The organism is Pseudomonas sp. NPDC090755 (assembly GCF_044769005.1).
GTDB lineage: Bacteria > Pseudomonadota > Gammaproteobacteria > Pseudomonadales > Pseudomonadaceae > Aquipseudomonas.
Window position 1 is genome coordinate 622,428 of sequence record NZ_JBIVXC010000001.1, and the last position, 25,619, is coordinate 648,046.

Consider the following 25,619-nt stretch of genomic DNA (forward strand, 5'->3'; position numbering starts at 1 on the left):
GAGTCGGCCCTTGCCGCAACCATCGATCCATTCCGCCGACGCACCGGTTTACCTGGTGCAACTGACCGACAGCCACCTGTTTGCCGAGTCGCACCGTACGCTGCTGGGCATGAACACCCGCGACAGCCTGCAGCGGGTCATCGAGCGGGTGCGTGAAGAACAGCCGCGTATCGACCTGCTGCTGGCCACCGGTGACCTGTCCCAGGATGGCACCCAGCAATCCTATGAATGCTTTCGTGAACTGACTGCCAGCCTCGGGGCGCCGGCCCGGTGGCTTGCCGGCAATCACGATGAGCCGCAACCGATGGAGCGTGCGGCGCAAGGCACCGACCTGCTGGCGCCGCAGGTGGATATCGGCAACTGGCGTATCCTGATGCTCAATTCGGCGGTGCCAGGCGCCGTTCCCGGGGTGCTCGACCAGGGGCAGTTCGAGCTGCTCGAGCATTCATTGACCGAGGCGCCCGAGCGTCATCACCTGATCTGCTTCCACCACCAGCCCGTCGCCATCGACTGCGCCTGGATGGCGCCGATCGGCCTGCGCAATGCCGACGAGTTGTTCGACCGGCTCAAGGGTTATCCACAGGTGCGCGCCTTGCTCTGGGGGCATATTCATCAGGAATGGGACCAGGTACGCGACGGTGTGCGGTTGCTGGCTTCGCCTTCCACCTGCATCCAGTTCGAGCCGGGCAGCGCAGACTTCAAGGTCGGTGAACAGGCGCCCGGCTACCGCTGGCTGCGCCTGCAACCCGATGGCGGCATTGATACCGGGGTTTCGCGAGTGAGCGACTTTACTTTCGAAATCGACTATGCGGACGGGTATTAAGTGTTGCCAAATTGCTGAAACCGTTCAATGAACCGCCGAACAGGCTAAAATGCGCGCTTTCCTGCCTGGGGTTCCGGGCGAGTCAGGTGTAGCGAGGGTGGCATGTCGGGTTCGATTCTCTATATTCACGGGTTCAACAGCGCACCGTCTTCAAAAAAGGCCTGCCAGCTGGTCGAGGTGATGCAGCAGATTGGCCTGGGCGAGCGCCTGCGGGTGCCGGCCCTGCATCACCACCCACGCCAGGCCATGGTCCAGCTGGAAAGTGCCATCGCCGAGCTCGGATCGCCATTACTGGTCGGCAGCTCGCTCGGCGGCTACTATGCCACCCATCTGGCCGAACGCCACGGGCTCAAGGCGCTGCTGATCAACCCGGCGGTCAATCCGCACCGCCTGTTCGATGGCTATCTCGGTACCCAGCAGAACCACTACACCGGTGAGTCCTGGGAGCTGACCCTGGATCACGTGCAGGCCCTGGCCGAGCTCGAGGTTGCACCGCCCAGCGATGCCGGGCGCTACCAGGTCTGGCTGCAAACCGCCGACGAGACCCTGGACTACCGCCAGGCCGAGCAGTTCTACCGGGCCTGCGCCCTGCGCATCCAGGCCGGTGGCGACCACAGTTTCCAGGGCTTTGCCGAGCGCCTGCCGGCCCTGCTGAGCTTTGCCGGCATTGCCCCCCAGCAGTATCAAATGCTCGATTTTTCTGTATTTTGATGACTTATTTTTACCCACGACTGACGACGAGAACCCATGGCCATTCCCAGCGCTAGTGCCTATAACGCAGACGCCATCGAAGTCCTCTCGGGCCTTGACCCGGTGCGCAAGCGCCCGGGCATGTACACCGACACCAGCCGGCCGAACCACCTGGCCCAGGAAGTGATCGACAACAGTGTCGACGAAGCCCTGGCCGGGCATGCCAAATCGGTGCAGGTGATCCTTCACGCCGACCACTCCCTGGAAGTGTCCGACGACGGTCGCGGCATGCCTGTGGATATCCACCCTGAAGAGGGCGTATCCGGGGTCGAGCTGATCCTGACCAAGCTGCACGCCGGCGGCAAGTTCTCCAACAAGAACTACCAGTTCTCCGGTGGCCTGCACGGGGTCGGTATTTCCGTGGTCAACGCCTTGTCCAGCCAGGTGCGGGTCAAGGTCAAGCGTGACGGCAACGAGTACCAGATGACCTTCGCCGATGGCTACAAGGCCAGCGAGCTGGAAGTGATCGGGAGCGTTGGCAAGCGCAACACCGGTACCAGCGTTTATTTCTCGCCGGACCCGAAGTATTTCGATTCACCGAAATTCTCCATCAGCCGCCTCAAGCACGTACTCAAGGCCAAGGCGGTACTGTGCCCGGGCCTGCTGGTCAGCTTCGAGGACAAGGCCAGCGGCGAGAAGGTCGAGTGGCACTACGAGGATGGCCTGCGCTCCTACCTGGTCGACTCGGTCAACGAGTTCCAGCGTCTGCCGGACGAACCGTTCTGCGGCAGCCTGGCCGGTAACAAGGAGGCTGTCGACTGGGCCCTGCTGTGGCTGCCCGAAGGCGGCGACAGCGTCCAGGAAAGCTACGTCAACCTGATCCCCACGGCCCAGGGCGGCACCCACGTCAACGGCCTGCGCCAGGGCCTGCTCGATGCCATGCGCGAGTTCTGCGAGTTCCGCAACCTGCTGCCGCGCGGGGTCAAGCTGGCCCCGGAAGACGTCTGGGAGCGCATTACCTTCGTCCTGTCGATGAAAATGCAGGAGCCGCAGTTCTCCGGGCAGACCAAGGAGCGCCTGTCGTCCCGCGAGGCGGCGGCCTTTGTCTCCGGTGTGGTCAAGGACGCGTTCAGCCTGTGGCTCAACGCCCACCCGGAAACGGGCATGCAACTGGCGGAACTGGCCATCAGTAACGCCGGGCGGCGCCTGAAGGCCAGCAAGAAGGTCGAGCGCAAGCGCGTGACCCAAGGGCCGGCGCTGCCAGGTAAATTGGCCGACTGCGCCGGGCAGGACCCGATGCGCGCCGAGCTGTTCCTGGTCGAGGGTGACTCGGCCGGTGGTTCGGCCAAGCAGGCGCGGGACAAGGAATACCAGGCGATCCTGCCCCTGCGCGGCAAGATCCTCAACACCTGGGAGGTCGATGGCGGCGAAGTCCTGGCCAGCCAGGAAGTGCACAACATCGCCGTGGCGATCGGTGTCGACCCGGGGGCGGCGGACATGAGCCAGCTGCGCTACGGCAAGATCTGCATCCTCGCCGACGCCGACTCCGACGGCCTGCACATCGCCACCTTGCTCTGCGCCCTGTTCGTCCAGCATTTCCGCCCGCTGGTCGAGGCCGGACACGTCTACGTGGCCATGCCGCCGCTGTACCGCATCGACCTGGGCAAGGAAATCTACTACGCCCTGGACGAAGCCGAGCGCGATGGCATTCTCGATCGCCTGGTGGCCGAGAAGAAACGCGGCAAACCGCAGGTCACCCGCTTCAAGGGCCTGGGTGAGATGAACCCGCCACAGCTGCGTGAAACCACCATGGACCCGAACACCCGTCGCCTGGTGCAACTGACCCTGGACGACCTGGACGGTACCCGCGAGATCATGGACATGTTGCTGGCCAAGAAACGCGCAGGCGATCGCAAGAACTGGCTGGAGTCCAAAGGCAACCTGGCCGAGGTCCTGGCTTGATTCGTCTGCTGCTGGCTGCAGTCGTTGGTCTGTTTGCCCTGTCCTCCCAGGCCGCACCCTGGCCGGAGCTGAAGATGGTCAGCGAGCACCCGGTCGAGGGCATGCGCGGTGGCAACCTGTCGGGCCTGGCGTTGTGCAAGGACGAGCTGTGGGCATTGTCCGACCGTGACGATGACCTGCTGTACCGACTCGATACCGCCGCCGCGACCTGGCAGGCCGTCGCCGTGCCCATGGCCGTGCCGCAGGTGCCGGAGAGCGGTTTGCCCTGGGGCATCCGCTCGCGTACCTGGGCGGCAGGTCTTGTGCGCGGTGGCGACCTGGACTTCGAGGGCCTGAGCTGTGACGGTGCCGGCAACCGCTACCTGGTCAGCGAAGCCCATGCCGCTGTGCTGCAGGTGCCGGTCAAGGGTGAGCCCAACTGGCTGAAGATTGACCCGAGCCTGGTTCGCCAGGCGCGGGCCAGCGGCATGCTGCTGCATTTCAACGCCCTGTTCGAAGGCCTGGCGGTCAACCCCGCCGGTGATCGCATCTGGCTGGCGGCCGAGCGAGAGCGCCGTGGCCTGTTGTTGATCAATCGCCAGCAGACCGTGTGGAACTGTGCCGGAGGCTGTGTGTTGCTCCGCGAGGCCGGAGTCGAGATGCAACCGCCACAGATGCCCGGCGCACGGGCGCTGCCGCGGGATTTTTCCGATCTGGCGCTGTTCAACAACAAACTGTTCACCCTGGAGCGCAACGCCCACCGGATCTGCCGTCGTGACGCGGCTAGCGCACAGGTCGAGCGTTGCTGGTCGTACGCCGCCGACGCCTTGGCCGAGCCGCGCCAGTACACTCAACCGTTCGGCCTGGCCGAGGCTCTGGTGATCGATGCCAAGGGCGCATGGATTGGCGTCGACAACAACGGTGCCACCCGCAAGGATGGCGAAATCCGTCCGATGATCTGGCGTTTTGCCGCCCCTGAGGGTGGCTGGAGTGCCAAGCCGTGAGCCAGCCACCGGGCAAGCGTGCCGGCCGGGTCATGTTGATCCTGGCCTGGGCGGCCGGGCTGTTCCTGGCCACGCGTTTCTTTGGCGAGTGGGAGCAGCACCAGGCCAATCCCAATGCCCAGGTCCGCTCGACGCATGGCGATGGCTTTATCGAGGTGCAGCTGGCGGGCAACGGCCAGGGGCATTTCGTCGCCGATGGCCGGATCAACGGCCAGGCGGTACATTTTCTGCTCGATACCGGTGCCACCGACGTGGCCATTCCCGAGGTGCTGGCCGGCAAGCTCGACCTTGTCCGCGGCGCCCCGGTGATGCTCAGTACCGCCAATGGCCGCACTCAGGGCTACCGCACGCGCCTGGATGCGCTGCAACTGGGCGACATCCAGTTGCGCGATGTACGCGCCCTGGTGGTGCCAGGGCTGGATGGCGAACAGGTACTACTGGGCATGAGCGCCCTCAAACAACTCGAATTTACCCAGCGTGGCGGCACCTTGCTGTTGCGCCAGAACCTGAAATGATGAGGCCCGCATGAGCGACTCCCTTGATCTCAGCCTCGATGGCGTAGAGCGCCGGTCACTGGCTGACTTCACCGAACAGGCCTACCTCAACTACTCCATGTACGTGATCATGGACCGTGCCCTGCCGCACATCGGTGATGGTCTCAAACCGGTGCAGCGACGCATCGTCTACGCCATGAGCGAGCTGGGGCTGGACGCCGACGCCAAGCACAAGAAGTCGGCGCGTACCGTCGGTGACGTGCTCGGCAAGTTCCACCCCCATGGCGATTCGGCCTGTTATGAAGCCATGGTGCTGATGGCCCAGCCGTTCAGCTACCGCTACACCCTGGTCGACGGCCAGGGCAACTGGGGTGCGCCGGACGATCCGAAGTCGTTCGCGGCCATGCGTTACACCGAGGCACGCCTGTCGCGTTATTCCGAAGTGCTGCTCAGCGAGCTGGGCCAGGGCACCGCCGACTGGGTGCCGAACTTCGACGGTACCCTGGACGAGCCCGCGGTGCTGCCGGCGCGCCTGCCGAACATCCTGCTCAACGGCACCACCGGTATCGCCGTGGGCATGGCTACCGACGTGCCGCCGCATAACCTGCGCGAAGTCGCCAGCGCCTGCGTGCGCCTGCTGGACGAGCCCAAGGCCACGGTCGAGCAGCTGTGCGAGCACATCCAGGGCCCGGACTACCCGACCGAGGCGGAGATCATCACGCCGCGCGCAGAACTGTTGAAGATCTACGAAAGCGGCCGTGGCTCGGTGCGCATGCGTGCGGTGTACCGCATCGAAGACGGCGATATCATCGTCACCGCATTGCCTCACCAGGTTTCCGGGGCCAAGGTGCTGGAGCAGATCGCCGCGCAGATGCAGGCCAAGAAGCTGCCGATGGTGGCCGACCTGCGTGACGAGTCCGACCACGAGAACCCGTGCCGGATCGTGATCATCGCCCGTTCCAACCGGGTCGACCTCGACGAACTGATGCAGCACCTGTTCGCCACCACCGACCTTGAGTCCAGCTACCGGGTCAACGTCAACATCATCGGCCTCGATGGCCGCCCGCAGTTGAAGAACCTGCGGGCGCTGCTGGTCGAGTGGCTGGAGTTCCGCGTACAGACGGTACGCCGTCGCCTGCGTTTCCGCCTGGACAAGGTCGAGCGTCGCCTGCACCTGCTCGAAGGCTTGCTGGTGGCCTTCCTCAACCTGGATGAAGTGATTCACATCATCCGCACCGAGGATCAGCCCAAGGCCGCCCTGATTGCCCGCTTCGACCTGACCGAAACCCAGGCCGAGTACATCCTCGAGACCCGCCTGCGCCAACTGGCACGGCTGGAAGAGATGAAGATCCGCAACGAACAGGACGAACTGGCCAAGGAACAAGCCAAGCTGATCGCCCTGCTCGGCAGCGAAAGCAAGCTGCGCAAGCTGGTACGTGCCGAGCTGATCAAGGATGCCGAAACCTACGGCGACGACCGTCGTTCGCCGATCATCGAGCGTGCCGAAGCCAAGGCCCTGTCGGAAAACGAGCTGATGCCGACCGAGCCTGTAACCGTCGTATTGTCGGAAAAGGGCTGGGTGCGTTGCGCCAAGGGCCATGACATCGATGCCACCGGCCTCTCTTACAAGGCGGGTGATGGCTTCAAGACCGCTGCTGCCGGGCGTTCCAACCAGTTTGCGGTGTTCATCGACTCCACCGGACGCAGCTACTCGGTAGCCGCCCATACCTTGCCTTCGGCCCGTGGCCAGGGCGAGCCGCTGACCGGGCGTCTGACGCCGCCGCCGGGCGCGGCCTTCGAATGCGTGCTGCTGCCCGAAGACGAGGCGCTCTATGTGATTGCGTCCGACGCCGGCTACGGCTTCGTGGTCAAGGGTGAAGACCTGCAGGCCAAGAACAAGGCCGGCAAGGCCTTGCTCAGCCTGCCCAACGGTGCCAAGGTCCTGGCCCCGCGCCCGGTGGCTGACCGTGAGCAGAACTGGCTGGCGGCGGTCACGACAGAAGGTCGCCTGCTGATCTTCAAGATCAGCGACCTGCCACAGCTGGGCAAAGGCAAGGGCAACAAGATCATCGGTATCCCCGGTGATCGGGTGGCCAACCGTGAAGAATATGTCACCGATCTTGCGGTCATTGCCGACGGCGCGACCCTTGTATTGCAGGCTGGCAAGCGTACGCTGTCTCTGAAGGCCGATGACCTCGAGCATTACAAGGGCGAGCGTGGTCGTCGCGGCAACAAGCTGCCACGTGGCTTCCAACGGGTCGACGCCTTGATGGTGGAAAGCCTCGACTGAGCCGTGCAGTAGCCTCGAATGGGTAAATTAGCGCCCGTTCGAGGCTTAAACACTGGAGTCGTGCCGCTATTTCGCGGATGATAGGCCCCTTGCGGTACCAGCGTGGCTGTGTGCCCGAATGAATCTACATGAGTATCACTGCGGTTTGCCTTGTGGCGACTGCCTGGATGGGATGATGAAATTTCTGCGCCTTCCATTTGTTCTGCTGATGACTGGCGTACTCGGACTGGCTGGCTGCAGCATGCAGCAGCCGGTTTCCCTGTATCAGCTCGACAGCGGCGAGCCTGGCCAACCCAAGCAAAGTACGGGCATGGCCGTGGTGCTCGGTCCGGTGTCGGTCGCCGACTACCTGCAGCGTGAGACCCTGCTGCAGCGCCAACCCGATGGCAGCCTGACCGCAGCGACCGATGGTCGTTGGGCCGGTAGCCTGTCGGGCGATATCGACCAGTTGCTGGTTCGTCAGCTGGCCTGGCGCCTGGACAGCCAGCGTGTGGTCCTGGCACCGGCCACGGCCGGTTTCGCGCCGGATGTACAGATCCTGCTGTCGATTACCCGGCTGGACTCCGGTACCCACCAGCCAGCGGTCCTGGACGCCCAATGGCGCCTGCTGGATCGCCGCGGCCAGGTGCGCGACAACCGTATCGTCCACCTCGAGCAACAGCATCTGGGTAGCGAAGCGGCCCAGGTCCAGGCCCAGGGACAGTTGCTGCAGAAGCTCGCCGAACAGCTGAGCGTGGCAGTCAAGCCGTTGGCCAACCAGCCGCCGGTTGTCGAGGAAACACCGAAGAAAGCTGCGCCGGTGCAGGTGCGCAAAGAGCCGGAGAAACCCAAGATTCCCCTGGCTACGCCGATCCGAACCGATATGGAAGTGTTCCGCTTCTAAGCGATCATCCACAAAAAAGCCCGCAGCGATGCGGGCTTTTTTGTGGCTGGCGTCTTTGGGTGCGGGCCTCATCGCCGGCTACGCCGGCTCCCACAGTCCTTGGCATTATGCTGCTTCTGTGGGGGCTGGCGAAGCCTGCGATCGACCGTGAAACCGTCGCAGCTCATGGGCCAATCAGTTCTTGACCCGACGCTCATGCATCCGCGCCAGCTGGCGTTCCAGCATCGACGGGTAGGGCTCCATCAGCCGCTCGACGCAGCAGGCGCCCTCGGGGCTGGCGATCGGGCGGATGCGGGCGCGCTGGCGGATCAGGGCATCGTCGCTGATCTTGCGCTCCACCAGCAGCAGGTTGCGGCTGTGCTGAGACAGGGCCAGGGCGTCCTGGGCCTTTTCGGTCAACAGCAGGTCGATCTGGCTCAGGCCGTGCAAGTCTTCGCCCAGGGCCAGGCCCAGCTGCAGTTGCAGGGTGATGCCACTGTCGGCCACCTCGATCTGCAGCGCATGCCCCAGGGCGCGCAACAACTCGCCACAGCAGATGGCGTTGGTGAGGTAGTCCTCGCCACTGTCTTCGCTGTTGAACAGCAGCAGGGTGCTGCCGTCGTTGAGGGTGTGCACTTCGCTTTCATACAGCGAGGCAGCCTGTTCGAGGCAGTCGCGGTAGCGATCCAGCAGTTCGGTCAGGCGGGTGCGGGGCAGGCGCCGCAGTTGCTCCTGGGAGCCCAGTTGCACGGCCAGCACGGCGCAGGCCTGGGGCTGGCGATTGACTGGCTGAGGGGTAGGGCGCGGGCTGCTGTTGCTTTCGTCGTCGATCAGGTCGGCAAAGGCCTCGTCATGGTCGTCAGCGTCGACAGCGGGTTTGACTGGTTTGGCGACTGCCGGGGCTTCGTCGAAGCTCGGGTCGCGCAGGTTGCGGACCTGGAACTGCGGCTCGTCCTCTTCAAGCGGCTCTTCAACCTCTGCTTCGGGCTCGACTGGCCGCGGAGGAGGGGCGAAGCGCGTGTGCAGTTGGCGGGCGAGGTCGCCGATCTCATCCTGGCGTTCGGTGGCCGGGGTGAATTCGTTGATGTCGCGCAGCCAGACCCGCAATTGCAGCAAGGGGGTGGAGATGAAGCGTCCCAGACGCAGGCTCATGGCGAGGGCCAGGGCCAGCAGGATGCCGGCGAGGATGCCCATGCTCTGCAGGCTGATGGTCAGCGGCTGCTGGAACTGGCTCATGTCCAGGCTGATGCGCAGCTGTCCGGCGGTCACGTCCTGGAAGGTGATCTTGGTCTGGTACAGGCCTTCGGCTTCGCCCAGCAGGCCGTTTTTCGGACGCTGGCCGGCTTCGGCGAGAATCCGGTTGTCGACGCTGTAGATCGCCGCATGGGCTACCAGCGGGTTCTTCACCAGGTTGCCCAGCAGCACGTTGAGACTGAGGATGTCGTTGGACACCAGCAGCTCGGTGGCCGAGGTAGCGGTCTGGGTGGTCAGGCTCTGCCCCAGGGCGTCGGCCTGCTCATGCATGGCTTCCTTGAACTGCAAACCCATTACGCCGGCGTAGATCACCAGGGCCAGTGCCACGAGGAACACGTTATGGCAGGCGATACGCAGCGCAAGCGGCACACGACGATGGCGCAGGGCACGGAAAATCAGCAGGAAGAAGTTGTCGGTTTTAACGGGCGTGGGCCGGTTCACAGAGCGCGGCTCTTTATGTCGGAGAAGTTGCTGCGCAGTATAGCGAGCGCTCATGGACCGGCAAAGTATCGACTGCGCCCGATGGTCCGCGAAAATCGGTAGAATGCGCTTTTTTTCTACGAGTCGGAGCCCGTCTTGCGCGAAATCGTTCTGATTAACATCACCGGTGAAGACCGCCCGGGTCTCACTGCGGCCATCACCGGCGTTCTGGCCCAGGGTGGTGTGAACATCCTCGACATCGGTCAGGCGGTGATCCATGACACCCTGTCCTTCGGCATCCTGGTGGAAATCCCGGACACCGAGAAAGCCTCCTCGGTGCTCAAGAATATTCTGTTTGCGGGCTACGAACTCGATCAGCAGGTCCGCTTCACCCCGGTTTCCGAAGCCGATTACCAGAGCTGGGTAGAAGGCCAGGGCAAGGCCCGTCATATCGTTACCCTGCTGACCCGCAAGGTCACCGCCGAGCAGTTGCAGCGGGTCAGTTCGATCACCGCCAAGTACGGGCTGAACATCGACCACATCGATCGCCTGTCCGGTCGCGTGGCGCTCGATACCCCGGTCGAGCAAGGCAAGGGCTGCATCGAGTTTTCCGTGCGCGGCGAGCCAGCCGATCCGCAGGCCCTGCGCGCCGAGTTCCTCAGCGTGGCCCAGGAGCTGAATGTCGATATCGCTTTCCAGCAGGATTCGCTGTTCCGCCGTAATCGTCGCCTGGCGGTGTTCGACATGGACTCTACCCTGATCGAGGCCGAAGTGATCGATGAGCTGGCCAAGGCTGCCGGCGTCGGTGAGCAGGTGTCGGAAATCACCGAGCGGGCCATGCGCGGCGAGCTGGATTTCCGTGCCAGCTTCAAGGAACGCCTGGCCTTGCTCAAGGGCCTGGATGTTGGCGTGCTCGACGAGATCGGTGCTTCGCTGCGCCTGACCGAAGGGGCCGAAGTGTTGTTTGCCGAGCTCAAGCGCCTGGGTTACAAGACCGCGATCCTGTCCGGTGGCTTCACCTACTTTGCCAAGCAGTTGCAGGCCAAGCTGGGCATCGACTATGTCTTTGCCAACGAGTTGGAAGTGGTCGATGGCAAGGTGACCGGCGTTGCGGTCGAGCCGATTGTCGACGCTCAGCGCAAGGCTGACCTGCTCGGTGAGCTGGCGCGTAAGGAAGGCTTGCAGATGGAGCAGACCATTGCTGTCGGTGACGGCGCCAATGACCTGCCGATGCTGGCGATCGCGGGCCTGGGCGTGGCTTTCCGCGCCAAGCCTCTGGTCAAGCAGTCGGCCAAGCAGGCGATTTCGACCCTGGGGCTGGATGGTGTGCTGTACTTGCTGGGCTTCCGGGATCGCGAAGGTCGCAACTGAATGCCAGGGCCGCTGTGCGGCCCATCGCCGGCTGCGCCAGCTCCCACGGGGGCTGGCACGCTCATGAAGGCCAGGCACAAAAAAGCCCGCATCGCTGCGGGCTTTTTCATGTTCAGGCCTGGGCGGGCGCTGCCAGGCGCTGCCCCATGCTCACTGCAGAGCCTGCACCGAGTTCTTCGGCCCATTTGACCTGCTCGGGTCCGAACAGCACCACGGCGGTGGAGCCGAGCTTGAAGCGACCCAGTTCCGCGCCCTTTTCCAGGTGGATCGGCGCACGGCTGGCTTCGTCGTAGCGGAAAGTCTTCAGCTCGCGCTTGGGCGGCGTCACCAGGCCGGCCCAGACGGTTTCGATCGACGCCACGATCATGGCACCGACCAGCACAACCGCCATCGGCCCGCGCTCGGTATCGAACAGGCAGACCACGCGTTCGTTACGGGCGAACAGCTCCGGAACGTTTTCGGCGGTGGTCTGGTTGACCGAGAACAGCCGGCCCGGCACGTAGATCATCTCGCGCAGGGTGCCGGCCAGCGGCATGTGCACGCGGTGGTAGTCCTTGGGCGACAGGTAGATGGTGGCGAACTCGCCGCCCATGAACGGCGCGGCATTGGCCGGATCGCCACCGAGCAACTCCAGGGCGCTGAAGCTGTGACCCTTGGCCTGGAAGATACGACCGTGCTCGATCGGGCCGAGCTGGCTGACGGCGCCGTCGGCTGGGCACAGGATGGCACCCGGGGTTTCGTCCAGGGGGCGTGCGCCCGGCTTGAGGGCGCGGGTGAAGAAGGCGTTGAAATGCTCGTAGGCCGTGACGTCTTCAACCAGCGCCTGGGACATGTCGACCTGGTAGCGCTTGGCGAACCAGCTGGTGAAGGCGTTCTTGAACCAGCGCACGCGGCACTCGGCGATGCAGCCGGCCAGGCGCGACAGCAGGTGATGCGGCAGCAGGTACTGGCTGATGATAAACAAGCGGGATTTCATTGGGTTTCCTTGATTCTTCAAACTTCTACAGGCGTGTCCGGATGGTTGCCCCATTCGCCCCAGGAGCCGGCGTAGGCCTTGACCCGTGGGTACCCCAGGGCCTTGGCCACCAGGTAGGTAAAGCCGGAACGGTGATGGGTCTGGCAGTGGGTGACCACTTCCTTGTCTTTGCTGATGCCCAGCTGTTCGAGGATTTCGCGCATATCCTTGCGGATGCGCAGGTGGTCGTTCATGTCCATGCCGGCGGTCCACTCGAAGTTGACCGCGCCGGGGATATGTCCACCTTTCGCCGCGAGGACTTTCTCGCCCCGGTATTCGGCCGGGCTGCGGGCATCCCAGATCGCCAGATCAGCGGCGCCCAGACGGCTTTGCAAGTATTCGCGGGTTGCGGTGGGTTCTGCGTGCAGCCTCAGGGCGGCCGTACCGCTGACCTGTGCCGGGACCTCGGTGCTGAGCTTGCTGGCGGGCCAGGCCTGGATGCCACCGTTGAGGTAGTGGTACTTGTCATGGCCGATCACATCGAGCAGCCAGATGAAGCGACCGGCCCAGCCGCCCCCTTCGTCGTCATAGACCACGTAGACGGCATTGGCATTGTGCCCGAGCTCACCGAAGAGTTTTTCCAGGTCGGCCTTGGCCGGCAGCAGACCCGGTGCCGGTGGTTGACCCAACTGGGTGCGCTTGGGGTCAATGAAGCGTGCCCCGGGAATATGGCCGCTGCTATAACGGTTGGCGCTGGTCAGGTCGACCAGGATCAACTCCGGCACATCAAGCCGCGCTAGCAGGTCAGCTGGCTCGATCACCAGGGGCAGGCCAGAAAAGTCAGTCATCCAGAATCTCCAGATCAGGACAGAGGGGGCGATTGTAGCGCAAGGCTCAGGCGCTGCGGTGGCTGAAGGCGGCCAGTGCGCGTTCAATGCATTGCGCGGTCCTGGCAAAGGCTTGCAGGCTGATGTCGGCCAGGGGCTTGCCGCCTTGGTCGGCGACCAGCAGCATCACCACCCGCTCGTTGCACCCAAGCGAACGCAGCAACAGCTGGTCACTGCGAAACAGGGCGCGCAGGCCGGGCGGCAGCAGGGGCGAGAACTGGGCATGGTTTTCCGGAGTCAGGCGCAACTGTGCCGGTTTGCTCAACAGGCGTTGCAGCAATTTGCTCTGTTCCACTGGTAGCACCAGGCTGGTGGCCTCTGTCGGCAGTCCGGCGATCTGGTGCGCGCGCAGCAGACCCTGGCTCTTGTCGGTCATCAGCAGCATCACCCGCTGCATGCCGCAGGCCACCAGGGCATCGCGGGCCCGGCCGCTCAGGTGCAGGGCGTTGGTGAACGGGCTGGGTTCGGTCAGCAGTTCGCCACACAGCTTGCGCCAGGTGCCCAGGGCCTGCGCGGTGGGCGGAGGTGGGGCAATCAGGCCCGGATGCTGGCGTACCTGGTGCCATGGCCAGATCAGCGCTTGCGCCGGATGGAAGAGATCGTCGCCGGCATGATGGCGGGCGCTGATCGCAGCCTGCTGGTGCACCAGTTGTTGCACTTCGTCCAGCGGGGTTTGCAGATACAGGCTGCTCAGCAGTTGCCAGCGCTGTACATGGGCATTGGTCCAGCCCACCTGTGCCGCCAGTGCCATGCCGTTGGCCAGCAATACGGTGTTGGCCGGTTGATTGAACCAGCGGCGCACGGCCGGTCGGTCGTCCAGGCGCTGCTGCTGGCGCAGGGTGTTCTCTTCGCGAGCGATGAGCAGGGCCTCGGCCAGCAGGCGACGGTCTTCCTGCAGCAAGTGATAGCCGCGGGTGACCCAGTCCGGCAGGCGCCAGTGCTCGGCCAGGGCCTTGCACAGGCTGAGCACCCGGACACCGAACAGCTCGAGCTCGACCCGGGCGGCCGATTCACCCTTGTGCACCACCCGCAGCTCCCAGTCATCGAGCAACTTGGGGTGGGTCAGGGCCAGGGGCCACAGCGGTGAGAGAAACAGCAGGCTGCCCCAGTGGATCTCTTGCCAGAGTCGCGCCAGGCGGCTGGCGAACAGGCCATTGGCCTGCTGGCTGGCGTGCTGGCTGATCAGTTGCAGTTGGCGCAAGGTCGGTGCGATTTCGCCTTCAGGCAGGGCCGGCAGGCGCTCCAGCAATTGGGCGGTGCGGGTCAACCCCAGGCGATTGATGGCGATCTCCAGGCTTTCGGCGGGCTCGCCCATGCTGGCCTGGGTGTGCTGGTTGGCTTCGCGCATCACGCTGAGCACCAGGGCCGGGCTGCCCTGCATCAATTCGGCGATGTCGCGCAGCGAACGGCGACTGTCGGCAATCGCCGCCTTGACCCGCTCGTAATTGACCAGGGGAACCGGGAGGCGAACGCTATCGAGCAGCTTGACCCAGGCATCGAGTGTTTTTGGTGTTTGACGTGGCACGATGGTTTCAATAGGCATGCTGGAAGGAGGCCGAACTGGTTTTTCGCCTTGAGTGACTATAGTCTGGCGCAGTTCTGCCGATAAGTAGAAGAAGAGTTTTATCAGCTTCCGCTCACGACCCTGACCACGACAGTAAGTGCTTTCTATCTATGGCTAAAATTATCGGCATCATCGTCGTATTCGCGAGTGTGCTCGGCGGATATGTGCTTTCCCACGGCAAGATTGCCGCCCTCATCCAGCCTTTCGAAGTGCTGATCATCGGCGGCGCGGCCTTCGGTGCGTTCCTGCAGGCGAACCCTGGTCACATGACGATGCATGTCATCAAGAAGTCGCTGAAGATGTTCGGTACGCGCTTTACCCATACTTTCTATATCGAGGTATTGGGGCTGGTCTACGAGATTCTCAACAAGAGCCGGCGTGAAGGCATGATGGCGATCGAAGCCGATATCGAAGACGCTGCTGCCAGTCCGATTTTTGCCAAATACCCCGCCGTGCTGGGCGATGAACGCATGACGGCGTATATCTGCGATTACTTGCGCATCATGTCCACCGGCAACATGGCGCCTCATGAGCTCGAAGGCCTGTTCGACATGGAGCTTTTGAGCATGAAGGAAGAGCTCGAGCATCCCTCCCATGCCGTGACCGGTATCGCCGACGGCATGCCAGGCTTCGGTATCGTCGCCGCGGTACTGGGGATCGTGGTGACCATGGCGTCGCTGGGCGACGGCGACCAGAAATCCATCGGCCTGCACGTCGGTGCGGCACTGGTAGGTACGTTCTTCGGTATTCTCGCCGCCTATGGTTTCTTCGGTCCGCTGGCCACGGCCCTGCGCCAGGACGCCCGGGAAGAGCTCAACGTCTATGAAGCCATCAAGGCTTCCCTGGTCGCCTCGGCGTCCGGCATGCCGCCGTCGCTGGCAGTGGAATTCGGTCGCAAGGTGCTGTTCCCGGCCCACCGTCCGAGCTTCGCCGAGCTGGAACAAGCAGTCCGCGGACGCTGAGTCATGGAGAACAATCAGCCCATTATCGTCAAACGCGTCAAGCGCTTTGGCGACGGCCACCACGGTGGTGCCTGGAAGATCGCCTTCGCCGACTTCGCCACGGCGATGATGGCGTTCTTCCTGGTGCTCTGGCTGCTGTCCACGGCCACGCCGGAACAGAAGATCGCCATTGCCGGCTACTTCAAGGATCCGATCGGCTTCTCCGAAAGCGGCACGCCCTACGTCATCGACCTGGGCGGCTCACCCCAGCTTGCGCCGGAAAAGACCATCAACCCGGAAGTGAAATCCGAGCCGACCCCCGACAATAGCCTGCAGCTGGACAAGGACAAGGTCGAGACCATGGCCGAGCAGGTCGAGCGTGAGCGCCTGGAGCTGCTGCTGCAGGAGCTGCAGAACAAGGTGGAAGAAAATCCCCAGCTGCAAAAGTTCAAGGACCAGATCCTCTTTGAAATCACCCAGGACGGCCTGCGCATCCAGATCATGGACGCCGAGAACCGGCCGATGTTCGACCTGGGCAGCGCCCGTTTGCAGCCGTACTTCGAAGACATCCTGCTGGCCATGGCCGACACCATCAAGGCGGTGCCGAACAAGATCAGCATCAGCGGCCACACCGATGCCAAGCCGTACGCCGGTACCGGTGAATTCGGCAACTGGGAGCTGTCGGCCAACCGCGCCAATGCTGCACGGCGTGCGCTGGTCGCCGGGGGCTACCCGGACGCCCAGGTCGCCCGGGTGGTCGGTTATGCCTCGTCGTCGTTGTTCGACCGGGCCAACCCGCTCAATCCGGTCAACCGTCGCATCGATATCATCGTCCTGACCAAGAAGGCCCAGCGTAGTATCGAGGGCGAGCAGACTCCGCCGGCGGCGCCGGCAGGCAGCCCGCCCGGTGCCAGTGCGCCGGCACCGGGCGCCACGCAAGCCCCGGCAACCGCGGCAACGAGCGAGCCTGAGCCGATGCAGCCACGGGAACTGCGCCAGAAGCTGAACATCTTCGAGGATGGTGTGCTGAAGATGGATGAAAACAAGGAATAATCCCGCGCCTGGACGACAACGCCCGTGAACAGTGATGTTCACGGGCGTTGTGCTTTCAGGGTGGTCAGAAGCCGCGGCGGATCTTGGCTTTCAGGTCCGCATGGAAGAAGTCGGCATTGGCCCGGTTGGTGGCGTGGGCCTCGATGCCGTCCTCGGCGATCGCGCGCTTGAAGGTCTGTTCGTCGTGATAGGCACGTACGAACAGGTCGATGTGCTCACGCATGCTCATGATCGGCCACTTTTCCAGGTAGCCGGGCAAGGCGTGCTCCGCAGATTGGAACAGGGTGACCCGGCGATTGACCTGGGTGGCAGCGCCCAGTTGAAAGGGCACCCACCAGATGTCGGCGTTGTCCCGTGAAAGCACGGCGATCAAATGCGTGCTGCTGTCCAGGTTGCGGCTGACCTGACCGCTGATATCGTCGTTGGTCTGCTGGGCGTCACTGTCGAAGAGGTCCAGGTGTGTCTGGATGCCTTCAAGCTTCAGGCGCTCGTTGATGATGAAGGCATCGAGCCGTTCCTGGTGTCGATAACTGATAAAGACAGGCATCAGGCGTGACCTCCTGCTGCATAGACCAGGCGGGTGATGGGCAAGGATGTGATTGTCATTGTTGATTCCTTTGCACAAGGCAGGGTGATGGTTCGCTTCGTGCTGGCGAACCTGAAAGGCGACAATCAGTGAAAGCATTGATGGCAGCAAGGGACCACCCGCAATCAGGAGTGGTCCTACCATTGCCGGTAACTTGTCCTGCGGATGCGTCCTACAGGCAGGCGCGAAGAGGCTCGTTGCGAGCCTCCCGGGATTACTTCAATAAGTGTCCTGAGGCAGGCTGGCGATGATCGAGCGGTAGCTGTTCATCCGTTGCTGCTGGACGCGACCGTCTTCCAGGGCCTTGAGCAGGGCGCAACCCGGCTCGCGGTCGTGCTTGCAGTCACGGAAGCGGCAGGTGCCGAGCAGGTCGCTGAACTCGATGAAGCCGGCCTCGACATCGGCGCGGCTGACGTGGACCAGGCCGAACTCGCGAATCCCCGGCGAGTCGATCAGCTCACCGCCACCCGGGAAGTGATAAAGACGGGCGGTGGTGGTGGTGTGCGTGCCCTGGCCGGACCATTCGGAAAGGTCGCCCACCCGCGTCTGCACGTCCGGCAGCAGGCTGTTGACCAACGATGACTTGCCGACGCCGGACTGGCCGACGAACACGCTGATGTGACCATCCAGTTGCGCCTGCAGTTGCTGCATGCCATCGCCGTGGTGGGCGGAGACCTCCAGCACGGGATAACCCAGTTGCCGGTACACCGCCAGCAGCGCGTTGAGCGCCGGGGCGTTCTGTTCGTCGATCAGGTCGGCCTTGTTGAGTAGCAGCAAGGGGCGGATGCCGGCATGCTCGGCAGCAACGAGGTAGCGATCGATCAGGTTGGCGTGGGGCTCCGGCGCCGGGGCGAAGACGATCACGATCAGGTCGACGTTGGCCGCCACCGGCTTGAGCTGGCCTCGGCTGTCGGGGCGGCACAGTTCGGTGCTGCGTGGCATTTGCGCGACGATCACGCCAATGCCCTGGTTGCCGGCGCGCCAGACCACCCGGTCGCCGGTTACCAGCGCTGGCAGGTTGGCGCGCAAGTGGCAGCGAAATACCTGGCCAGCCGCTTCGCCGTCCTGGGCTTCGACCTCGACCTGCACGCCAAAGTGAGCGATGACCAGACCAAGCTGTTCCGGCCCGAGGTCACCGCCTTCGAGCTCCTTCAGGGCCTGTTGTTCGCGTTTGGCGGCGCGGGCAGCGCGTTCACCCTGGATTTTTTCGATCCGCCAGTTCTGGCGGCGATTGAGCTGGCGTTTGGCCATGAAGGTTCCGTGTTCGACAAGCATTATTAAACGGCGAAGAGTTTAGCACGCTCCACTAGGCTAAACTGCGCTCCTACCGAGGAGCAGAATCATGCAGAATCCACAGAACCTGATCTGGATCGACCTGGAAATGACCGGTCTGGATCCGGACCACGACGTCATCATCGAGATGGCCACCATTGTCACCGACAGTGACCTGAACACCCTGGCCGAAGGCCCGGTGATTGCCATTCACCACAGCGACGAAGTGCTGGCGCGCATGGATGAGTGGAACACCCGCACCCATGGCGCTTCGGGCCTGACCCAGCGTGTGCGTGACAGCAAGGTGAGCATGGCCGAAGCGCAAGCGCAGACCATCGCCTTCCTCGAGCAATGGGTGCCCAAGGGCAAGTCGCCGATCTGCGGCAACAGCATCTGCCAGGACCGCCGTTTCCTGTACCGTCACATGCGCGGCCTGGAAACCTATTTCCACTACCGCAACCTTGACGTGTCGACCCTCAAGGAGCTGGCTGCACGCTGGGCCCCCGAGGTTCGCGACAGCTTCAAGAAGGGCAACACCCACCTGGCGCTGGATGACATCCGCGAGTCGATCGCCGAGCTTCGCCATTATCGCGAGCACTTCATCAAGCCTTTCGCCAAGCCTTGATACAGACGCCGCGGGGTTGTCTGCACAATCCACGCGGCGCCCTCTTTTGGTGCTTGAGGCAACTGGTTAGACTGCGCGCCCTTTTGCACGGATCTGCGCCATGTTGTTGATGCTCTACCTCATTGCCATCACCGCCGAAGCCATGACTGGCGCGTTGTCTGCCGGGCGCCGCGGCATGGACTGGTTTGGCGTGGTGCTGATCGCCTGCATCACTGCCCTGGGGGGCGGTTCGGTGCGCGACGTGTTGCTGGGGCATTACCCGCTGACCTGGGTCAAGCACCCGGAATACCTGGTGCTGACCAGCTTTGCCGCCTTGATGACCATTTTCATCGCGCCGTTGATGCGCCACTTGCGCTCATTGTTCCTGGTGCTTGATGCGCTTGGGCTGGTGGCCTTTACCCTGATCGGCTGCATGACTGCGCTGGAGATGGGCCAGGGGATGCTGGTGGCGTCCATCAGCGGGGTGATCACCGGGGTCTTTGGCGGGATCCTGCGGGATATCTTCTGCAACGATATTCCACTGATCTTCCGCCGGGAGCTGTATGCCAGCGTGTCCTTTGCTGCGGCCTGGTTCTACCTGGGCTGTGTCTACTTCAAGGTGCCCGGTGAACAGGCGATCCTGCTGACCCTGTTCGGCGGCTTCCTGCTGCGCTTGTTGGCCATTCGTTTTCACTGGGAAATGCCGAAGTTTCATTACAACGACGAGCATTGACCGGCGCTCTGACCCCATCGCCGGCTATGCCGGCTCCCACAAGAATTTCAACCGGCCTGCGATGACCCTGTGGGAGCTGGCGCAGCCAGCGAAGACTGACGCTCGGCATGTTGCTTCAGCGCCCACTCCACATGCTCGCGCACCAGTTCCGACGGATAGTCCTGCCGCGCTTTGAGCGCCTCCAGCACCGGGATGGTCGAAGGCGCGTTGCCCAGCCCCACCGCCAGGTTGCGCAGCCAGCGCTCGTAGCCGGCCCGCCGCAACGGCGAGCCTTCGGTGTTGCCGAGGAAGGTGTCCTCATCCCAGAGAAACAACTGCGCAAGGTCTGCGCTGTCCAGGTTGTGCCGGGGTTGAAAGTCGCTCTCGCCGGTGGGCCTGGCGAAACGGTTCCACGGGCAGACGATCTGGCAGTCGTCGCAGCCGAATACCCGGTTGCCGATCAAGGCGCGCAATTCTTCTGGAATGGCGTTTTTCAGCTCGATGGTCAGGTAGGAGATGCAGCGCCGCGCATCCAGCACGTACGGGCCGACAAAGGCGCCGGTCGGGCAGATGTCCAGGCAGGCGCTGCAGCGGCCGCAATGTTCGCTGGCCTGGGGAGGGTCGACCGGTAGCGGCAGGTCGACGAACAGTTCGGCAAGAAAGAAGTAACTGCCGGCCTTGCGGTTGAGCAGCAGGGTATTCTTGCCGATCCAGCCCAGGCCCGCCTGCTCGGCGATGGCTTTTTCCAGTACCGGTGCGCTGTCGACGAAGGCGCGAAAGCCGAACGGGCCGATTTCCTTCTGGATGCGCTCGGCCAGGTGTTGCACGCGTTTGCGGATCAGCTTGTGGTAGTCGCGACCCAGGGCGTAGCGGGAGATGTAGGCTTTCTCCGGATGGGCCAGTTGCTGGGCCATGCGGGTGTCGCCGGGCAGGTAGTCCATGCGCAGGGAGACCACGCGCAGGGTGCCCGGCACCAGTTCATCCGGGTGCGAACGCTTGCTGCCGTGGGCGCCCATGTAGTCCATTTCACCGTGATAACCCGCTGCCAGCCAGCGCTCCAGGTGCTGCTCGTGCTCGGCCAGGTCCACCCCGGCGATGCCGACGTGGGCAAAGCCGAGTTCTTTGCCCCATTGCTTGATGGCGAGGGCAAGTGCGGGAAGATCGGGAGCAACAGGCATGGGAAATAAGGCAACACAGACTCAGGTGCGTATAATTCTGCCAGACATCGGAGCCTTTGACCCATGCCTCAGACCAAACACCCGGCCAATCAGCCGAAGATCCTTACCCGTATTGCCCTGGTCCCTCTCGCGCCGCGCCATCAAGCGGCGCAGAAAGGCGACTTCGGCCATGTGCTGGTGATCGGTGGCGACCGCGGCACCGGCGGCGCGGTTCTGCTCGGTGCAGAGGCGGCGTTGCGCTGTGGTGCCGGCCTGGTGTCGCTGGCCACCCGTAGCGAACATGTGCCCGCGGCCCTGGCGCGCTTGCCCGAGGTGATGAGCCTGGGTGTGCACTCGGCCAATCAGTTGGTAACGCCGCTGGAGCGTGCGTCAGTGCTGGTGGTCGGGCCCGGGCTCGGGCAGGCGGCCTGGGGGCGCAGCCTGCTGTCGGCGGCGGCCGGTGTGCAGATACCCCAGGTGTGGGACGCCGACGCCCTCAACCTGCTGGCGCGCGCACCCTTGCCGTTGCACGCTGCCAGCATGATCACCCCGCACCCGGGCGAAGCCGCGCGGCTGCTGGGCATTTCCACCGAGGCGGTGCAGGCGGATCGACCGGGCGCGGCGCGTAAACTGGCGCGCAAGTACGCGGTGGTCTGTGTGCTCAAGGGGGCAGGTACCCTGGTGGCCGATCCGAGCGGGCAACTGGCGTTGTGCGAGCGCGGGCATCCGGCCATGGCCGGGGCCGGCCTTGGGGATGTGCTCAGTGGCGTGCTCGGGGCCTTGTTGGCCCAGGGGATGTCGAGCTGGGATGCAGCCTGCCTGGGTGTCTGGCTGCACGCCTGCGCCGGTGAGCGCCTGGGTGAGCAGGGTCGTGGACTGGCGGCCAGTGATCTGGTGCCGGTCATTCGTCATTTATTGGAGGAGCATTCAGCGTGTCAGGTGTAACCCTGTTTTTGGCCGACGAGGAGGCCACAGTCGACTTCGGCAAGCGTATCGCCAAAGTGACCAACGGCCACGGCGTGATTTTTCTTGAAGGCGACCTGGGGGCGGGCAAGACCACCCTGTCACGCGGCATCATCCGGGGCCTGGGGCACACCGGCGCGGTCAAGAGCCCGACCTTCACCGTGGTGGAGCCTTACGAGATCGGCGACATCCGTGCCTTCCACTTCGACCTCTACCGTCTGGTCGATCCGGAGGAGCTGGAGTATCTCGGGATCCGCGACTATTTCGAGGGCGACGCCCTGTGCCTGTTCGAATGGCCCCAAAAAGGGGCGGGTGTTTTGCCAAAGCCCGACCTGACCATTACCATAAGCCCCCAGGCGAGCGGTCGTTCGCTGAACCTGTCGCCGCAGGGGGCTCGCGGCGAAGCCTGGTGTGCCGCTCTGGCCTTGGAATTCAAATAGAAAATGGGGATAGGTATGCGCATTCGCGCAGTGGTTGCGGTCGTAGGATTGCTGCTTACGGCGGTAACTGTTGATGCTCTGGCCGCCGTCACGCAAGTCAAAAGCATGCGTTTGTGGCGAGCGCCGGATAACACACGGCTGGTGTTCGACCTCTCGGGGCCGGTGCAGCACAGCGTGTTTACCCTAAGCGCCCCGGATCGCCTGGTCATCGACATCAATGGCGCGACCCTGGCCGCCCCGTTGACGGTATCGACCTCCAACACCCCGATTACCAGCGTGCGCTCGGCCCAGCGCACGCCTACCGACCTGCGCGTGGTGGTTGACCTGACCAAGTCGGTCACCCCCAAGAGCTTTACCCTGGCGCCGAACGCCCAGTACGGCAACCGCCTGGTGGTCGACCTGTATGACCAGGCCGCCGATGCCGCGCCGCCGCCACCGACCCCGCCGGTCGCCACCGCACCAGCCGTGCCGGTGACCCCGACGCAGCCTGCGATCAAACTGACCCCGGTGCCCAGCGGCAAGCGTGACATCGTCATCGCCATCGACGCCGGCCATGGCGGCGAGGACCCGGGCGCGTCCGGCTCCAAGGGCCAGCATGAGAAAGACATCGTGCTGTCGATCGCCAAGGAACTGCAGCGCCAGATCAACAGCGAGAAAGGTTTCCGCGCCGAGCTGACGCGTACCGGCGACTACTTCATTCCGCTGCGCAAACGTACCGAGATTGCCCGCAAGAAGGGCGCCGACCTGTTCATCTCGATCCACGCCGACGCGGCGCCGTCCAAGGCCGCCTTCGGCGCCTCGGTGTTCGCCCTGTCCGATCGCGGCGCAACGTCCGAGACCGCACGCTGGCTGGCCGACAGCGAAAACCGTTCGGACCTGATCGGTGGTGCCGGCAACGTCAGCCTCGATGACAAGGACCGTATGCTCGCAGGGGTGTTGCTCGACCTGTCGATGACTGCATCGCTGAGTTCGAGCCTGAACGTCGGGCAGAAGGTCCTGGGCAACATGGGCCGGGTCACGCCGCTGCACAAGCGCCGGGTCGAACAGGCGGGCTTCATGGTGCTGAAATCCCCGGATATTCCGTCGATCCTGGTGGAAACAGGCTTTATTTCCAATGCCAACGAGGCGGCCAAGCTGGCCACCCCGAGCCACCAGCAGTCCCTGGCGCGCTCGATTCACAGTGGCGTGCGCCAGTTCTTCCAGCAGAACCCGCCGCCGGGCACCTACATCGCCTTCCTGCGTGACAGCGGCAAGATCGCCCAGGGGCCTCGCGAGCACAGCGTGCGTCCGGGTGAGACCCTGGCCATGATCGCGGTGCGCTACCAGGTCAACATTGCCAACCTGCGCTCGGCCAACAACCTCAAGACCGATGAGTTGAAGGTCGGCCAGAGCCTGAGCATCCCCGGCACTGCCCTGGCGGCCCAGCAATGACCGGTAGCGCACGGATCGAGCTGCTCAGCCCGCGGCTGGCGAACCAGATCGCCGCCGGCGAGGTGGTCGAGCGCCCGGCATCGGTGATCAAGGAACTGTTGGAAAACAGCCTGGACTCCGGTGCCCGGCGCATCGACGTGGAGGTCGAGCAGGGGGGCGTCAAGCTGCTGCGGGTGCGCGACGATGGCGGTGGTATCTCCGCCGACGACCTGCCCCTGGCCCTGGCCCGTCACGCCACTAGCAAGATCCGCGATCTTGAAGATCTGGAACGGGTCATGAGCCTGGGTTTCCGCGGTGAGGCCCTGGCATCGATCAGCTCGGTGGCGCGCCTGACCCTGACGTCCCGCACCCGCGACGCCGACCAGGCCTGGCAGGTGGAAACCGAAGGACGCGACATGGCGCCACGGGTACAGCCGGCGGCGCATCCGGTCGGTACCTCGGTGGAAGTGCGCGACCTGTTCTTCAACACCCCGGCCCGACGCAAGTTCCTCAAGACCGAGAAAACCGAATTCGATCACCTGCAGGAAGTCATCCGGCGCCTGGCGCTGGCACGCTTCGATGTGGGCTTTCACCTGCGCCACAACGGCAAGAGCGTGCTCAGCCTGCACGAAGCCCATGACGATACCGCCCGCGCCCGCCGTGTGGCGGCGATTTGCGGCCCCGGATTTCTCGAGCAGGCGCTGCCGATCGAGGTCGAGCGCAACGGCCTGCACCTGTGGGGCTGGGTCGGCCTGCCGACGTTCTCGCGCAGCCAGGCCGACCTGCAGTACTTCTTCGTCAATGGCCGGGCGGTGCGTGACAAGCTGGTCGCCCATGCCGTACGCCAGGCCTATCGCGACGTGCTGTTCAATGGTCGGCACCCGACCTTCGTGCTGTTCTTCGAGGTCGACCCTACCGGTGTCGACGTCAACGTTCACCCGACCAAGCATGAAGTACGCTTTCGCGACGGGCGCATGGTCCATGACTTCCTGTATGGCACCCTGCACCGGGCGCTGGCCGATGTCCGTCCTGAAGATCAGCTGGCCGCACCGGCAGCCAGCAGCGAGATTGTCCGTCCCAGCGGCCTGCAGGCGGGCGAATTCGGGCCCCAGGGCGAAATGCGCCTGGCCGCCAACGTGCTCGAGCAGCCTGTGGCCGAGCCGGGGGGCCGGCCTATGGCCGGCAGCAATGGCGGTGGAGGGGGTGGCAGCTATCAATACCAGTACACCCCGCGCCCGGCGCAGCCGGTGCCGGCCGCCGAGGCGCAGAGCGTCTATCGCGAGTTCTTCGCGCCGTTGAACGACACCGCGCCTGCCGCGCTGCCCGACAGCCAGGGCGACATCCCGCCGCTGGGTTACGCCCTCGCGCAGCTCAAGGGCATCTATATCCTCGCCGAGAATGCCGTGGGTCTGGTGCTGGTAGACATGCATGCGGCTCACGAGCGCATCATGTACGAGCGCCTGAAAGTGGCCATGGCCAGCGAAGGTCTCAGCGGCCAGCCACTGCTGGTGCCCGAGTCCCTGGCCCTGAGCCAGCGCGAGGCCGACTGCGCCGAAGAACACGCCGAGTGGTTCCAGCGCCTGGGCTTCGAATTGCAGCGCCTGGGCCCGGAAAGCCTGGCGATCCGCCAGATCCCGGCATTGCTCAAGCAGGCCGAGGCCAATCGCCTGGTCCAGGACGTGCTGGCCGACCTGATGGAGTACGGCACCAGCGACCGCATCCAGGCGCACCTGAACGAACTGCTCGGCACCATGGCCTGCCACGGGGCCGTTCGCGCCAACCGGCGCCTGGCGCTGGCAGAAATGAACGGCCTGCTGCGCGACATGGAAAACACCGAGCGCAGCGGTCAATGCAACCATGGCCGGCCGACCTGGACCCAACTGGGTCTGGACGATCTGGACAAACTGTTCCTGCGCGGTCGATAAG

At 64.0% G+C, this 25,619-nt stretch carries 23 protein-coding genes; 16 read left to right on the top strand and 7 right to left on the bottom strand.

Annotated features, from left to right (window positions below):
* Positions 1-10: 10 nt before the first annotated feature.
* The 7 genes from cpdA (at position 11) to ACIQUS_RS02910 (ending at position 8,125) form a co-directional block, all read left to right on the top strand.
* A complete protein-coding gene (cpdA, locus tag ACIQUS_RS02880; RefSeq protein WP_403042611.1) occupies positions 11-823 on the top strand; it encodes a 3',5'-cyclic-AMP phosphodiesterase in 813 nt (270 codons plus the stop codon).
* A gap of 102 nt (positions 824-925) precedes the next feature.
* On the top strand, positions 926-1,534 hold the full coding sequence (locus ACIQUS_RS02885; protein WP_403042614.1) for a YqiA/YcfP family alpha/beta fold hydrolase: 609 nt from the start codon (positions 926-928) through the stop codon (positions 1,532-1,534).
* Between the two features lie 36 nt (positions 1,535-1,570).
* Entirely contained in the window at positions 1,571-3,475 is a 1,905-nt protein-coding gene (gene parE, locus ACIQUS_RS02890) for a DNA topoisomerase IV subunit B (protein ID WP_403042616.1), read from the top strand.
* Complete coding sequence (locus tag ACIQUS_RS02895) at positions 3,472-4,458, top strand: esterase-like activity of phytase family protein (protein ID WP_403042620.1); 987 nt, start codon at positions 3,472-3,474, stop codon at positions 4,456-4,458. The genes parE and ACIQUS_RS02895 overlap by 4 nt, the downstream gene beginning before the upstream one ends.
* Positions 4,455-4,973, top strand: a complete 519-nt coding sequence (locus tag ACIQUS_RS02900) for a TIGR02281 family clan AA aspartic protease (RefSeq protein WP_403042622.1) — start codon at positions 4,455-4,457, stop codon at positions 4,971-4,973. The genes ACIQUS_RS02895 and ACIQUS_RS02900 overlap by 4 nt, the downstream gene beginning before the upstream one ends.
* Before the next feature lie 10 nt (positions 4,974-4,983).
* Positions 4,984-7,242 carry a DNA topoisomerase IV subunit A gene (parC, locus tag ACIQUS_RS02905; RefSeq protein WP_403042624.1) on the top strand — a complete coding sequence of 753 codons (2,259 nt, stop codon included), beginning with the start codon at positions 4,984-4,986 and terminating at the stop codon, positions 7,240-7,242.
* A 175-nt stretch (positions 7,243-7,417) separates the two neighbouring features.
* Positions 7,418-8,125, top strand: a complete 708-nt coding sequence (locus ACIQUS_RS02910; RefSeq protein WP_403042627.1) for a membrane integrity-associated transporter subunit PqiC — start codon at positions 7,418-7,420, stop codon at positions 8,123-8,125.
* A gap of 174 nt (positions 8,126-8,299) precedes the next feature.
* Here ACIQUS_RS02910 and ACIQUS_RS02915 read toward each other — a convergent pair whose 3' ends face one another.
* Entirely contained in the window at positions 8,300-9,799 is a 1,500-nt protein-coding gene (locus ACIQUS_RS02915; protein WP_403042629.1) for a histidine kinase, read from the bottom strand.
* A 135-nt stretch (positions 9,800-9,934) separates the two neighbouring features.
* On the opposite strand from ACIQUS_RS02915, the gene serB reads away from it, so the two are divergent.
* A complete protein-coding gene (gene serB, locus ACIQUS_RS02920) occupies positions 9,935-11,149 on the top strand; it encodes a phosphoserine phosphatase SerB (protein ID WP_403042632.1) in 1,215 nt (404 codons plus the stop codon).
* Between the two features lie 112 nt (positions 11,150-11,261).
* Here serB and asd read toward each other — a convergent pair whose 3' ends face one another.
* From asd to ACIQUS_RS02935, 3 genes are read right to left on the bottom strand one after another with little or no spacing between them, the layout of a single operon-like run.
* Entirely contained in the window at positions 11,262-12,125 is an 864-nt protein-coding gene (asd, locus tag ACIQUS_RS02925) for an archaetidylserine decarboxylase (protein WP_403042634.1), read from the bottom strand.
* A gap of 17 nt (positions 12,126-12,142) precedes the next feature.
* Positions 12,143-12,952, bottom strand: a complete 810-nt coding sequence (locus tag ACIQUS_RS02930) for a rhodanese-like domain-containing protein (RefSeq protein WP_403042637.1) — start codon at positions 12,950-12,952, stop codon at positions 12,143-12,145.
* Between the two features lie 46 nt (positions 12,953-12,998).
* On the bottom strand, positions 12,999-14,534 hold the full coding sequence (locus ACIQUS_RS02935) for an HDOD domain-containing protein (protein WP_403042639.1): 1,536 nt from the start codon (positions 14,532-14,534) through the stop codon (positions 12,999-13,001).
* 131 nt (positions 14,535-14,665) lie between these two features.
* On the opposite strand from ACIQUS_RS02935, the gene motA reads away from it, so the two are divergent.
* A complete protein-coding gene (motA, locus tag ACIQUS_RS02940) occupies positions 14,666-15,517 on the top strand; it encodes a flagellar motor stator protein MotA (RefSeq protein WP_403042641.1) in 852 nt (283 codons plus the stop codon).
* A 3-nt stretch (positions 15,518-15,520) separates the two neighbouring features.
* Positions 15,521-16,549 (top strand): flagellar motor protein MotB, encoded by a 1,029-nt coding sequence (gene motB / locus ACIQUS_RS02945; protein ID WP_403042644.1) that lies wholly within the window; start codon positions 15,521-15,523, stop codon positions 16,547-16,549.
* A 64-nt stretch (positions 16,550-16,613) separates the two neighbouring features.
* On the opposite strand, the gene ACIQUS_RS02950 is transcribed toward motB, so the two are convergent.
* Both ACIQUS_RS02950 and rsgA read right to left on the bottom strand, forming a co-directional pair.
* On the bottom strand, positions 16,614-17,096 hold the full coding sequence (locus ACIQUS_RS02950) for a TIR domain-containing protein (RefSeq protein WP_403042646.1): 483 nt from the start codon (positions 17,094-17,096) through the stop codon (positions 16,614-16,616).
* A 258-nt stretch (positions 17,097-17,354) separates the two neighbouring features.
* Positions 17,355-18,386, bottom strand: a complete 1,032-nt coding sequence (gene rsgA, locus ACIQUS_RS02955) for a small ribosomal subunit biogenesis GTPase RsgA (RefSeq protein WP_403042648.1) — start codon at positions 18,384-18,386, stop codon at positions 17,355-17,357.
* Positions 18,387-18,477: 91 nt separating this feature from the next.
* Between rsgA and orn the strand changes: the two genes are divergently transcribed.
* Positions 18,478-19,032, top strand: coding sequence for an oligoribonuclease (gene orn / locus ACIQUS_RS02960; protein WP_403042651.1), 555 nt, complete (start codon positions 18,478-18,480; stop codon positions 19,030-19,032).
* Positions 19,033-19,132: 100 nt separating this feature from the next.
* Positions 19,133-19,744 carry a trimeric intracellular cation channel family protein gene (locus ACIQUS_RS02965; RefSeq protein ID WP_028945669.1) on the top strand — a complete coding sequence of 204 codons (612 nt, stop codon included), beginning with the start codon at positions 19,133-19,135 and terminating at the stop codon, positions 19,742-19,744.
* A 47-nt stretch (positions 19,745-19,791) separates the two neighbouring features.
* On the opposite strand, the gene queG is transcribed toward ACIQUS_RS02965, so the two are convergent.
* The gene (queG, locus tag ACIQUS_RS02970) at positions 19,792-20,901 is read right to left on the bottom strand and encodes a tRNA epoxyqueuosine(34) reductase QueG (RefSeq protein ID WP_403042655.1); all 1,110 of its coding nucleotides are present in this window, start codon (positions 20,899-20,901) and stop codon (positions 19,792-19,794) included.
* A 63-nt stretch (positions 20,902-20,964) separates the two neighbouring features.
* On the opposite strand from queG, the gene ACIQUS_RS02975 reads away from it, so the two are divergent.
* The 4 genes from ACIQUS_RS02975 to mutL are packed head-to-tail and all read left to right on the top strand — an operon-like array spanning position 20,965 to position 25,618.
* Positions 20,965-21,825 (top strand): NAD(P)H-hydrate dehydratase, encoded by an 861-nt coding sequence (locus ACIQUS_RS02975; RefSeq protein ID WP_403042657.1) that lies wholly within the window; start codon positions 20,965-20,967, stop codon positions 21,823-21,825.
* Positions 21,813-22,283 carry a tRNA (adenosine(37)-N6)-threonylcarbamoyltransferase complex ATPase subunit type 1 TsaE gene (tsaE, locus tag ACIQUS_RS02980; RefSeq protein ID WP_403042659.1) on the top strand — a complete coding sequence of 157 codons (471 nt, stop codon included), beginning with the start codon at positions 21,813-21,815 and terminating at the stop codon, positions 22,281-22,283. Before ACIQUS_RS02975 ends, tsaE begins: the two co-directional genes overlap by 13 nt.
* Before the next feature lie 3 nt (positions 22,284-22,286).
* Positions 22,287-23,714: an N-acetylmuramoyl-L-alanine amidase gene (locus ACIQUS_RS02985; RefSeq protein ID WP_403042662.1), complete on the top strand. Its 1,428-nt coding sequence runs from the start codon at positions 22,287-22,289 to the stop codon at positions 23,712-23,714.
* Complete coding sequence (gene mutL, locus ACIQUS_RS02990; RefSeq protein ID WP_403042665.1) at positions 23,711-25,618, top strand: DNA mismatch repair endonuclease MutL; 1,908 nt, start codon at positions 23,711-23,713, stop codon at positions 25,616-25,618. Before ACIQUS_RS02985 ends, mutL begins: the two co-directional genes overlap by 4 nt.
* Position 25,619: the final 1 nt, after the last annotated feature.